Origin of the sequence: Paenibacillus sp. GbtcB18, from assembly GCF_019091125.1 — a bacterium.
In the GTDB taxonomy this organism is placed as follows: Bacteria; Bacillota; Bacilli; order Paenibacillales; family NBRC-103111; genus Paenibacillus_F; species Paenibacillus_F chitinolyticus.
Window position 1 is genome coordinate 1 of record NZ_JAGXJX010000023.1, and the last position, 13,217, is coordinate 13,217.

Annotated in this window: 9 protein-coding genes; all 9 read right to left on the reverse strand. The window is 51.8% G+C overall.

What is annotated here, in order from left to right; all coding sequences use genetic code 11:
- The coding region (locus KVT34_RS28850; RefSeq protein WP_217563125.1) for a type I polyketide synthase at nt 1–1,343 on the reverse strand (1,343 nt) is incomplete at its 3' end.
- Nucleotides 1,344–3,098, reverse strand: a complete 1,755-nt coding sequence (locus KVT34_RS28855; RefSeq protein WP_217563126.1) for a condensation domain-containing protein — start codon at nt 3,096–3,098, stop codon at nt 1,344–1,346.
- Nucleotides 3,085–7,854 carry a non-ribosomal peptide synthetase gene (locus KVT34_RS28860; protein ID WP_217563127.1) on the reverse strand — a complete coding sequence of 1,590 codons (4,770 nt, stop codon included), beginning with the start codon at nt 7,852–7,854 and terminating at the stop codon, nt 3,085–3,087. Before KVT34_RS28860 ends, KVT34_RS28855 begins: the two co-directional genes overlap by 14 nt.
- Before the next feature lie 6 nt (nt 7,855–7,860).
- Nucleotides 7,861–8,925 carry an HAD-IIIC family phosphatase gene (locus KVT34_RS28865; RefSeq protein ID WP_217563128.1) on the reverse strand — a complete coding sequence of 355 codons (1,065 nt, stop codon included), beginning with the start codon at nt 8,923–8,925 and terminating at the stop codon, nt 7,861–7,863.
- Between the two features lie 15 nt (nt 8,926–8,940).
- The gene (locus KVT34_RS28870) at nt 8,941–10,014 is read right to left on the reverse strand and encodes a phosphotransferase (RefSeq protein WP_217563129.1); all 1,074 of its coding nucleotides are present in this window, start codon (nt 10,012–10,014) and stop codon (nt 8,941–8,943) included.
- A 35-nt stretch (nt 10,015–10,049) separates the two neighbouring features.
- Nucleotides 10,050–11,186: an acyl-CoA dehydrogenase family protein gene (locus KVT34_RS28875; protein WP_217563130.1), complete on the reverse strand. Its 1,137-nt coding sequence runs from the start codon at nt 11,184–11,186 to the stop codon at nt 10,050–10,052.
- 23 nt (nt 11,187–11,209) lie between these two features.
- Nucleotides 11,210–11,461, reverse strand: a complete 252-nt coding sequence (locus tag KVT34_RS28880; protein WP_217563131.1) for an acyl carrier protein — start codon at nt 11,459–11,461, stop codon at nt 11,210–11,212.
- A gap of 24 nt (nt 11,462–11,485) precedes the next feature.
- Nucleotides 11,486–12,349, reverse strand: coding sequence for a 3-hydroxyacyl-CoA dehydrogenase family protein (locus KVT34_RS28885; protein ID WP_217563132.1), 864 nt, complete (start codon nt 12,347–12,349; stop codon nt 11,486–11,488).
- Between the two features lie 29 nt (nt 12,350–12,378).
- The coding region (locus KVT34_RS28890; protein WP_217563133.1) for a KR domain-containing protein at nt 12,379–13,217 on the reverse strand (839 nt) is incomplete at its 5' end.

Below are 13,217 nucleotides of genomic sequence, written 5' to 3' on the forward strand. Positions count from 1 at the left end.
CGGTGCGAAGCGCCAGATGGCACGGCTGGCGGCGCTTCCCCCAGAATGTCATGCGCATTGGTGCCGACAGTGCCGAAGGCGCTCACGCCCGCACGGCGGGGATATTCGCCTGCCCATGGCTTCAATTCGGTGTTCACGTAGAATGGCGTCCGGGCAAAGTCGATCTCGGGATTCGGCCGTTCGAAGTGAAGGCTCGGCGGCAACTGTTTGTGATGCAAAGACAAGACTGTCTTGATCAGTCCCGCCATCCCCGCAGCAGCGTCCAAATGGCCGATGTTCGTTTTAACCGAGCCGATCGCACAATACGGATTTCCCGGGCTCTCACCGAATACTTGGGCCAATGCTGTAATTTCGATCGGATCGCCAAGCGCCGTTGCCGTGCCATGACATTCGATATAGCTTATTGAAGTCGGCTCGACATTGGCAAATGCGTGCGCGTTAGCTATAACATCTGCTTGACCCTCTACGCTCGGTGCGGTGTACCCTACCTTGGCGGAGCCGTCATTATTGATAGCTGATCCTTTGATTACCGCATAAATGAAATCCCCGTCCGCTAGCGCATCTTCTACCCGCTTCAACAGGACGACGCCTGCACCATTGCCGAAACTTGATCCTTTCGCATCGGCGTCGAATGCCCGAGTATGGCCATCTGGCGAGGCAATCCACCCTTGCTGATACAAATAACCGGATACTTGCGGGACTTTAATATTAACTGCGCCCGACAAAGCCATATCGCATTGATAATTCAACAGGCTCTGGCAAGCCATATGCACCGACACAAGTGATGTGGAACAAGCCGTATTGATATTTGCGCTGGGACCGTTAAGGTTGAGTTTGTAGGACGTTCGCGTAGGCAAATGATCCTTCTCGTTACCAATCGCGATGTTCCAAGCCCCCGCAGCAAGCGTTTCCTCCGAACTGGGCAGGATTTGCTGGATAAAATACGTGCTTGAAGGGCATCCGGCAAAAACGCCCGTATACGTACCGGCTGACGAATTAGCATAGCCGGCAGCCTCCAGCGCCTCCCATGCGCACTCCAGAAAAATTCGCTGCTGCGGATCCATGTACTCCGCTTCTTTAGGCGTAATTCCGAAGAAGGCTGGATCAAAACGGTCAACATCGTTCAATATCCCGTTAGCCCGGACGTAATCCGGATTAGCGAGCAACCGCTGGTCCACTCCTGCAGCCTGCAGCTCCTCTTCCGAAAAAAACGTAATCGTTTCCTTCCCCGACCGCAACAGCTCCCAGAACTGCTCGATTGTATCTGCGCCGGGGAAGCGGGCGGACATGCCGATGATGGCTACGCCCTCCATCTCGATCTTTGCTTCTTTTTCGCTGTTCATCTAATGCCCTCTCTTCCTATCAGTACCGACAGGTTGCCGCCGCTTTGCCATCGCTTCCCGTTGCTTCTGTCCACGCTCCACCCCGCGTGCCGCCTTGCTGAGTTCCATGATCGGTGACGGTTCTGACGAAACGATGCGTTCCAGAAATATGCTCAGCGACTCAATCGTTGGCTGTTTGAACATCTCAACAATCGGAAACCGGATGTTTAATTCCGATTCCAGCCTGCTGTGCATCGTAAACAGCGATATGGAATGCGCGCCACCTTCGAAGAAATTGTCGCGTATGCCCATTCGGGTTCCCATCAGTTCCTTCCACAGCCGCTCGATCTGCCGACCAACCGTATGGTTCGGATAATAATAATCATCATCTGCCGTGAATAGGTCGCTCTTCTCTTCAGAGGACGGAACAGCAACAGGACTTTCCGGGAAAACGTGCTGAAGTCCAAACATATGCGCTACTGTTGACTGAGGCTCCAGTGTCATATGACGGAGAATATCATTTAGACAACCCAAAACCTCCGCAGCCTGCCGTTGATCGTAATATTGGGTCTGATAAATTAATCGGATCGTAAGCTGCGCGCCCGGTACTACAACGACGGTCATCGGATAGCTTGTCTTGAGATTGTCGGCAATGTCCGATACCCGGACATCATTCCCCAAGCGCTCTTCCAGGGCCTCTGATACGGGATAGTTCTCGAATACGATCAGACTGTTGAACAGTCTGGATCCGCTGGAGTACGAACACCCGTCCTGGATGAGGGATAGCGGGCAGTGTTCATACTCCTTAATTTCCATTTGGCTGATATGCGCATCCTTTAACACATTCAACAACAGGCTGTCCGCGGTCCATTGTATACGGATAGGCAAGTTGTTGATAAACAGCCCTATCATGGTTTCTACCTCTTGCAATTCGGAAGGTCTTCCCGACACAGCCGCACCGAACACAACATCCGAGCTATTCGCGTAATAGCCGAGAAGCAAGGCCCATGCACACTGTGTCATCGTGTTTAGCGTGATTTGTCCGCGGCGGGCTGCACCTAACAACTGTTCGGTCAATATCTCATTGATGGTGATGGACACTTCGCCATAATCCGATGGAAGAGAAGAGTCATAGCGAGCCAGCGGAAGAGATACCGGTTCACGGAAATCATTCAAATATTGCTTCCAGAAATACTCCGCCTGTTTCATATCTTGCTTTAGCAGCCAGGACATGTAGGAGCTGTAAGGCTTTGCCGGCGCAAGGCTCAAAGCTATGCCCTGCCGGTATGCCTCGTATCTCTCGAACACTTCGGTAAGAATCAGCGAGTTGCACCAGCCATCCAGAATTAAGTGATGATAATGCCAGAACAGCCGGTAATCCGTATCGCCGGTTTGAAAGAGCGTAACGCGCATCATCGGCGCTTGCTCCGGCCGGACAACGGTTATGCTTGCGCTATAAGCATCTATTTCCCGCTCCTGCGCTTGCGGCGTCAAGTGACGTAAATCAACCTTCCGCCATGGCAATTCGGCTTGACTCCTTACAATTTGAAGCGGCTTCTCAAGCCCTTCCCACAAGAAAACTGTTCGGAGACTCGAATGACGGTTGACAACATCCTGCCAAGCTCTTAGGAAGCTGTGTTCATCCACCGCACCGGTCAAGTTGCAACTGAACCGTTCGCAGAGTACATCTGATTCCGGGGATGAATAGACATGAAGAAGCATCAGTTGCTGCATATAGTTCGCCGGATAAATGTCCTCAACGTTATGTAGACGCAATTTCAATCCTCCCGTCCGCAATCGCCAGCAGTTCTGCAATCTTCTTCAACTGGTCTTCATTAATATCCGCAAGCGGAAAATCAGCAGGGGTATGTATCTCCCCGTCCAGCCCTTTGCAGAACGCAATGATCTGGCCCAAGCTTTGAGAGAACATGTCGGCCAGCGTTATGGCTTCATATTCGGACAACGATTGTTCTGCATAAATCCAATCCGTTTGCAGCGATCCGTCAACAAGTCTGGCGTTGATCTCCAGCACATGTTTTCTGTACTCATAATGATTTTTGTTGATGTCGTGTTCATCTTGCATTAACGCAAAGAGCTTGGAATCGGTCGAATCTACCTGTCCGAGGTAGTTAAAGCAGATGGCACCGTCCGGCAAAAGTCTGGAAGCTTCGGTCTCGGTCAAATCTGCTATATATTTCAAGACGCCGTAACCAGTCCCTTGTCCGGGCACTTTCCGCATCTGTTCCTTCACTTGGATCAGCCAATCTTTGGGGGTAAGCCCAGGAGGACGCTCAAGCAGGAAAGGGAAGATCGATGTAAACCAGCCCACATTGTCTGACAAATCCAGCTCCTCCAGGAGAGAATCCCGGCCATGTCGTTCCAGATCGATAATAAAAGCATCCTTGCCGAGGACGCAGTGAAGCGTCATGCCTAGTGCAGCCAACAACACTTCATCCATCCTCATGCGAAGCAGCTTAGGCAATTCCTTCAATAAATATTGGGTGTCCTGTTGCCCCGCGAAGCGGACCAGACTAGCGATGGTTGAATTCGACGCGTCCCCGCCCGTTCTCCACGGATTGGCAGCCGCCGCCTTCTCCTGAAGCGTTTCTGAAAGCCAGTACGCTTTCTCGCGTTCCAAACGTTGGCGCCACTCCCCGTCTGCCACAGATTTGTACAGCTCTTCCGCGATCACGGAATAAGGCAGCACTTGACGTTCAGACAGTTCAGCTTGTTGGTCATAGTGAAAGTAAGCTTGTTCCAACTGCCGGAGTAAAATTCTCCAGGATACCCCGTCTACGGCGAGATGATGAACGATCAGTAACAAGCGTTCCGGTTCATCGCCTCCAAAGGAGAAGTGGAGCACGCGTATAAGCTGCCCTGCCGACAGTTCCAGCGACCCTGCCGCTTCATAAGCGATACCGGCAATTTTAAGGTCACGCGTCGAGCTGTCCATATCACTGAGGTCAATTTCAACAATCGTTGCAGCCTCAAATGGCCCTACTCGTGATACCCAAGAGGTATGTTTGATAAATTGCGTTCTCAGGCTATAATTCCTGGACACTACATATGCGAGCGCCTGATTTAATGCTCCGATATTCAAAGGCTGTCTGACTGCCAGCCATAAGCTCTGATTGTAGTGATTCGGATGAAGAATCGGCTGCCTGAAAAACCATTGCTGGATCGGCGTCAGCGGATAATCCTTGTCGCTGGCAGCCTCATAAGGCAAGGAGAGCGAACCCTCGACTTTCTTTTCAGCACGCTTCGCCAATTCGCTGATCGTCTGATGCGCAACCAGATCTTTAGGCGACAAGCTATAACCCAGATTCTTCAAGCGCGACACAGCTTGAATACTTAGAATTGAGTCGCCGACGAGGGCGAAGAAATTGTCGTGAATGCCGATCCGATCTAGCTTCAACACGTCCTGCCATACCTCGGCAATCACCCGCTGCGCCTCATTCTCCGGCGCCGCGTACTGCTGTTCTCGCTCCGCCGCCAGCAGCTCGCCTGGCTCGGGCAATCCCTTGCGGTCCAGCTTTCCGTTCGCACTGAGCGGCATCTCCGCCAGCGTCACTACCCCTGCAGGCACCATATACTCTGGCAGCTTGCCCGACAGGTACGTCCGGACTTGTGCGCTATTGACCGGCTCGCCTTCCTTCTTGCCCACCACGTAAGCGATCAACCGCTTGCCGCGTTCGTCTTCCTTCACCATGACCGTCGCTTCACGCACTTCCTCATACCCCGACAACGCCGCCTCGATCTCCCCGTGCTCCACCCGGAATCCGCGAATCTTGATCTGATCGTCCTTCCGTCCCGCATATTCGATCTCGCCGTCGCTCCGGTACCATCCGATATCGCCCGTCCGGTATAACCGCTCGCCAGGTACGCTGCAGTACGGATTCGGCACGAATTTCTCTGCCGTCAGCCCCGGCCGCCGGTAATACCCTCTTGCTATACCCGGTCCGCCGATGTACAGCTCGCCCTTCACACCCGCAGGCACGACATTCATCTCGTCGTCCAGAATATACATGCGCATATTCGCGATCGGACGGCCGATCGGCACGGTCCGTCTGACTTCGGATACTTCGCAGGGATGGTACGTTACATCAATCGCTGCTTCCGTCGGTCCATACAAATTGTGCAGCGCCACATGCGAAAGTTTCATCCGCGTCCGCTCCATCAGCTCGTACGGCAACGCCTCGCCGCTGCAGAAGATTTGCCGCAGCCGCCCTGTGCCGGCCGCAAGTCCACGCTCTTCCAGAAACACCTGCAGCATCGAAGGCACAAAATGCAAGGTCGTAATCCGCTTTTCCCGGATCAGCTCGGCCAGATATTCGCTGTCCTTATGGCCTTCCGGACGGGCCAGCACCAGCGCCGCTCCCGTCATCAGCGGCCAGAAAAACTCCCATACCGATACGTCGAACCCGAACGGCGTTTTCTGCAGCACCCGATCCGCTGCCGAGAGCTGATACTTCTCCTGCATCCATTTCAGGCGGTTGCACACACCGCGGTGGGTGTTCATCGCTCCCTTGGGCTGGCCGGTCGACCCGGACGTATAAATAATGTAAGCCAATCCGTCGCCGCCTGTGTCCGCATCCGCCAGATTATGTCCGGCTTCAGCCGCCCACTGCCCGGCTGCTTCGTCCACCCGGAGTAGTCCCGGCTCCTGCCAGCCAAACCGTTCGGCGATTCCCCGCTGCGTCAGCGTGAGGGAAGCGCCCGAATCGGCTTGAATGTATGCGATACGTTCCCGGGGGTAGCCGGGGTCGATCGGGACATACGCGCCGCCGGCTTTCAGCACGGCGAGCAAGCTCACGACCATCTCGTACGAACGCTCCATGCAGATGCAGACCGGAACTTCCGCCTGTACGCCCCGGCCGCGCAAATAGCGGGCCAGCCGGTTCGCGTCCGTGTTGAGCCGGCTGTATGTCCAGCTTCTACCTTCGAAGACGACCGCTTCCTGATCCGGCAGGCGATCCGTCTGATCCTCGATCAACCGGTGTAGACATTCACCGCCCCCGTACACCGTTTCCGTCGCATTCCATTCCTGCGTGATCTTGAATTGTTCCCCGGCTGTAACCAGCGGGAATGCAGCGATGTGCTGCTTCGGATTCGACACCATCGCTTCGATAATCGTGATGAAGTGCGTCCCCATCCGTTCAATCGTTTCCCGGTTAAACAGATCCGTAGCATACTCAAGGATGACGCGCAAATGGTCTACATTCTCGAACACACTCAGCCACGTATCGAATTTGCTCGATTGTCGCTGAACCGGATATTCGGTGATATGAAGACCCGGCAGCTGGATCCGTTCAACAGGAGCATTTTGAAGGGTGAACATATGCTGAAACATCGGATTGCGATTTAAGTTGCGCTCCACATGAAGCTCTTCTAGCAGCATTTCAAACGGCAGCTCTTGATGCTCCAAATCGTCGATGGTGGATTGCTTGATTTGTTCCAATACATTCAAAAACGTAGGCCGGCCAGACAGATGAATACGAGATACCAGCGTGTTGACGAAGAAACCGATCATCCCTTCGCTTTCCTTGAGACTGCGGTTAGCGACCGGGGTGCCGACGACGGTTTCTTCGGCATTCGTATAACGGTGCAGGAGAATGTGAAAGGCCGTCATCAATTGCATGTACAAGGTGAAACCGTACGCCCGGCCTTGCACTTTCAGCCGCTCCAGCAGCGAGGCGGATATTAGAAATAAATGTGTTCCCCCGTTGAATGACGGCTTGTCCGGTCTTGGCATATCCGTAGGAATCAATGTGGGCTGAATGCCTTGCAGCTTGTCTCTCCAATAGTCCAGCTGCTTCTGCAGTTTCGCGCCCTGCAAATTTTCCTTTTGCCAGCTGACATACTGATTGTACTGGATAGGCAATGCCGGCAATTGTGCGCGCATTCCTCTCAGAGCAGCCTCGTAGCCTTGGCAGAGTTCCTTGAACATAATCCCCATTGACCATCCATCCGAAATGATATGGTGTGTGATCAGCAGCAGGATATGCTCATCTTCTGACAATTCGAGCAAGACAACCCGGAACAAAAATTGTTCTGCCATGTCAAACGGCTTGTTGACTGCCTCTGTACTGACTCGATTCACAGTCTCACGCCGATCCGCCGGCATCAGACGCTTCATATCGATACGATCGATCGTTACAGGCTCATATGGCTGAACAATCTGGAATGCGTGTCCATCCTCCGATTTGAATACCGTCCGCAACGCAGCATGCCGCTTCACAAGCTGGTTCACGGAATCTTCGAGCGCCGCATAATGAAGGGAGCCTGTAATAACCATGCCGACAGCCTCATTGTAAGCGGTGCTGTCCGGGAATAATTCCTGGAAGAACCAGAGGCGCTGCTGGGAATAGGACAACGGATAGCCGCCAGTTTGATCATCTTCCGCCGGAGGTGCAGCAACCTTCGGCAACTCCGTCCGGGGAGCCACCGCTTTGCCTTTCAGCTTCATTTCGAGAAGGGTTCGCTTCTCTGGAGATAAGGACTCGCGGCGATTCTGCAGGTGATTATCGCTCATAGGACACTATCCAACTCCCTCACCAAGCAATACGTGATTTCCAGGTGTATTCAGCACAAAATAGTCGGGGATTGGCTGCTCGGCCGTTAACGTATTCTCGAATAAGACCTTGGCTCCATCTTCCTCGATCTCCTTGAAACCAGAAAACTTGTACGAGATGTACATCATGCGGTTTACCTTATTGTGAACGAATTCAGCCCTTAACGTTACGTTCAGCTGAAGCGTCAGATTGATTAGATAATGAATGACCGCCGTTCCGACCCCTCTGGACATGACCCGGCAGGACATAAGCAGCAATTTGATCGTCCAGGCCTTCTCATCGCACTCTATCAGCACCAGTCCGATTTTTCCGTAATCCCCGTATCTGTCGGTCAAACCGAGAATAAATATTTTGTGGCGGTCGGATTGCCGGAATGCGTTCAGCTCGTAGTATGAATAGGTATAGCCAGTCGTGTTCAGTTGATGGGTACGAACAGTTAGCTCCTCCGCACGCTTCAGATCATCTTCCGTTGCTAACGAAATCGTCAACGACATGTCAAGGGATCGCAGAAATGCCTCCTTAGGTCCTTGATATTCCTCCTCGGCTTCTTTCCTCACCAAATCCTCTTTGTACATCATACGTCTGCGTCTGGAGTCCTCTGTAATGAAATCCGGGTTCATCATCGGCAGCTGAAGAACTTCTTCAAGAGAAGCGTCCAAACAGACGACTTCTGGAAGCGAATAGGCCACCTCTTCCCGCTCGAATGGCTGGTCATCAATAAAAGCAATAGTGTTCAGCCCGATATTGATCGATTGAACAATCTGCTTGATCGATTCCGATTTGGCATTCCAGTTAATTTGCGGATAAAGGAAATACTCGGCCAGACCGAATTCCTCCAGCTTGTTCATCGCCGCTTGATGATCGTTCTTGCTCGATACCGATTGAAGAATGCCTCGTTCATCCAGCGTCCGAATGATCTCGGCAACGCCTGGGCGCAGGCTCACATTGGCATCTTCGAGAAGCACGCCCTGCCAGAGTGTATTGTCCAAGTCCCATACCAGACACTTGATCTTTGTCGCCTTGTCCGCCATATGGCAGCCCCCTTTTTATAGAAGTTCTTCGCAGCCCGAATCTTGTGCAGCCAGCAAGGCACGCTCCAGGTGGTTCCACCATAATTCAGCCCGTTCTCCGTTATGCCAGTGCCACACGGGATAGAGCAGGTTCTGCAACAATCCGATCCGGTAATCATGCCTGCATTGATTCCAGCTATACCCGGAGACTCCGGAGCTGACAAGTTCATTGTGATACGTAAGCATCAGCTTGTTCTCGACCGCTTTTCTTTGTTCGGGGAACATCCACAGCGCAACCGCATACGCCGTCTCCGTCGGTCCCACACCGACATCCCAATATTCCCAGTCCAACACTATCGCCGCCCGGTTTCCATCATTGGACGCTTCATTCGCATATAAAAAATTCCATAGATGGGCGTCTCCGTGAACGAGTGTCAAATGCTTCGAGCGATTCAGCCGTTCAGCTAACAAGCGTCCCCCGGATTGAACAAGCTTCGTGTACAGAGACCGGCGTTGGTCCGCTAACCGGTCTCCCATGAAGAACAGGAAACGCTCGACCAGTTCCTCCGTCTCTGCGAAACGGGTCGTCATGAAGTTGCGGTGGGTGAAGCGTCCCGCTCTTTCGACAACCTGCTCCAGCACCGCCCCATGATCCCAGCAACTGCCATGAAATCTGGCCAAACTGCGCATCGCTTCTTCGCATTGGATGAAGGGCGGAGGCAGAGCAAATTCTGGAGAGGAATGGGTTTGTGTCAAATCTTCCATGATGATACAAGATAGCGCCTTTTTCTCCACGAACCCGGCGTAATAGCATTTTACTGTCGAAATTCCCTCTAACAAGGGTAATAGGTAATTATAGAACGTCACTTCTTTCTGACCCACTTCTGTATCTTCATTCGCTTTTTTTATTTTCAAAAGCAAACTGTCCGGCCTGTTATTACGCTCACCTTCGTCATATTCAAGCAGCAGGCGGAAAATTACGGTAACCGGACTCTTGTAGATGACACTTTTGGTCAATGCGCGGATTGCATGGAAATGGGTTGATTCTAAAAGGTTCTCCCTTAGCCAAGCCGGCGTGATCGTTTCCGCGAAGGCCATTAACTTTAACATGAATCCTCACATCCCATTAGTAATCCGTTTCCCGTCTATTGATAGAACCGGATGGCATTGCTTCCGATCTGAATTTCATGCATCTGTGAAGTTCCTTCAATGATCTCTATAATTCTCGCATCACGAAAATGACGCTCCACTGGCGATTCTGCGCTTATTCCGTAAGCTCCGTGAAGCTGCACAGCCGAAGCGGTTACGGAGGAAAAGGCTTTGGACGCCGCATATTTCGCGATCCAAGTCTCCATAATCGCTTCCGGCTCTCCCTTGTCTCTCAAATAACCTGCCTTACAGCACAGAAGCTTTGCGGATTTAATGGCGACAATCATTTCCGTCAGCATTTTTTGGATCAGCTGCTGCTCATTCAAATGCTTGCCGAACTGCTTCCTGCTTCTTGTGTAGTCGATACTAGCTTCCAGACAGGCTTGAGCGGATCCGACAGAGCCCCACGCGATGCTGTATCTGCCGTAATCGAGGCACGAAGAAGCGACATGCGATAACCCCGTGCCGACCGCCCCGATGAGATGGTCCATCGACACCCTGCAATTCTCGAATTTAAGTTCTGCCAGCATCGAACCGCGGGTACCTAGTATATTGCGAATCGGAGTAACGGTAAGTCCCGATGTCGCCCGGTCAACCAGGAACACCGCAGGCTTGTCCTCAAGTTTGGCGAATACCAGATAGAGATCCGCGATCTGCCCGAACGTAATCCATTTCTTCGAGCCGTTGATTAGAACGTCTTCGCCGATACGCTCGGCTCTCGTCTGTATGCCCTGCACATCACTGCCGGCATTCTCTTCGCTAAGGCCGAAAGCAGCAATGGCTTTACCGCTGGTCAGGAGCGGGAGCCATCTATCCTTCTGCCCGCTGCTGCCCCATTTTAGCAAGGCTAATGACACCATACCGTGCACTGTAAGCAAACTCCGGATGGATGAGCACGCTCGTCCAACTTCTTCATTCAAGCAGCCAACCGCAATCGCGTCTAATTCGAGTCCTCCGTAAGTTTGCGGAATCATCGGTGTCAGATAGCCCTCTTGCGCCACCTTCTGGATGACATGTCGGGGAACCTCCTGCTCCATATCGAAGGAATCGGCATAAGGCAGCAACTCCCTGGTGACAAATTCGCGTGCGGCTTTCTGAACAGCGGCTTGATTCTCGGTATACGCTATCTTCATTCCTTCACCTACCTCAAGCGCAGTCAGTAGACTGCTCTTTCCTGAGGGATTTTTCTGTCCAGTAACGCCAGAATATTGTTAATCGTTCTGAAATTCTCGATCTCCATATCCTCGCTGCCGATCGAAATCTGGAAGTTTTTCTCAAGGAACATAACCAATTCCATGGCCAGAAGCGAATTTATGCCTAATGAGAAAATATCCGTATCATCTGCGATCTTCTGGTTATGGAAATACTTCGAAAAGAAAGTTAACAACTGCGCTTTTTTATCTTCCATCTTCTATCTCTCCCTTTATGAGATTTATCCGGTGTAATATTGGTAAAAGCCTTTACCGTTCTTCCTGCCGTGGAGTCCTGCATCTACCATTTTCTGCAGAAGCGGGGATGGCCGGTATTTGCTGTCGTTGAAGCTTTCATACAACACTTCGATGGAATATAGAATCGTATCCAGTCCAATTAAGTCAGCAGTCTCGAGCGGACCCATCTTATGACCGAAGCATTCCTTGAAAATTTTATCAACATCCTCCGGGGTAGCGACCTGATCCTGCAACAGATAGATAGCTTCATTAATTGTAAGCATCAGCACCCGGTTGGAGACGAAGCCGGGCATATCATTCACGAGAACGCTTTCTTTTCCAATTCCACCCAAAAGCTCATTTGCGATCGCGATGGTCTCCAACGAAGTATGGTAGCCCCGGATCGTTTCTACCAATTTTTTGAGTGGCACCGGATTCATGAAATGCATGCCGAGTATCCGGTCCGGGCGGCTCGTCAAACCTGCGATTTTGGTGATGGAAATCGCCGATGTATTGACCGCGAACACGCAATGCGGCTGACAGATTTGATCGAGAACCGGATATATTTCTTTCTTGATATGCCACTTCTCTGTTACATTCTCAATGACGAAATCCACATCATGCAGATCTTCCATATTCGTCGTCGTCGTAATTCTGGATAAAATCTCCGCGGATTCATCCTTACCGCCTGCACGGTCGCCGAACATGCGGCTAATCCGAACTTCCTTCTCAATCCGCTCTAATGTCGCTTGCAGAATGGATTCTTTTATATCGACTAATACCACTTCAAAATCAAATTGCGCCAAATTTTGGGCAATTCCTCGTCCCATTACGCCTGCGCCGATAACGCCAACTTTACGAATAGTCATAGTCCACCGCCCAATTATGAATGACTTGCTTACGTTTGAAGCACCTTGCCGACTTCTTCCTCGTCCAGTGCTTCAATCTCCGCTAATACTTGCTCTTCAATAAATACAGCTTGTTCCGACACGCTAGGCGCATGGAACAGCAAGTGCAAGGACAATTCTATCTCAAAAGCACTCCTCAGCCGGGCAATCAGCTGTGTGCCTAGCAGAGAATCTCCTCCAAGATCGAAGAAGTGATCATATATGCCGATCGGGCTTATACCGAGCAGTTCGCTCCAGAAGCCGGCAATTGTAGATTCAAGCTCGCTGGAAGGCTCTATATAAGCATTTTTCAAATTAGGTCTTTGGTGCCGTCCTTGTGCAGGACGATTATCCGAGGAGGCAGCAGGGGAAGCGTCCGCTCTGGTAATCCATTTGTCCATCATAAACTCCAGATCAATGGTGCTGCTCACGATCTGAGTCAGATGGCAGCTGTTTAGAATTCTGGCCAATCCTTCCGCCGTTTCCTCATCAGAAGCAGCGCCGTCCCAGTTAACAGTCAGCCATTCTATACCTGTCCCGCGAGCTCTCAGTTGTATGCAGTGATCGAGGAACAAATTAGCTGCGCTGTAAGCAGTAGCGCCTAAGCCGCCCAGTACAGATGCAAGCGAAGAGAGCATCAAACAGAAATCCGGCCGGATCACAGGCAGCAGACGTTCAAGTTCGTACCATCCATACACTTTGGGTATAAAATGCCAGCTTGCTACCTCTGTATCCGTCTCAGGTATCACTCGCAACTCCCGGTCACCGATGATGCCCGCCGCATGAATGACGCCGTGTATCGCGCCGAACACCGCGATCGCCTTATCCACCGCTTGCTTCATCTGATCCG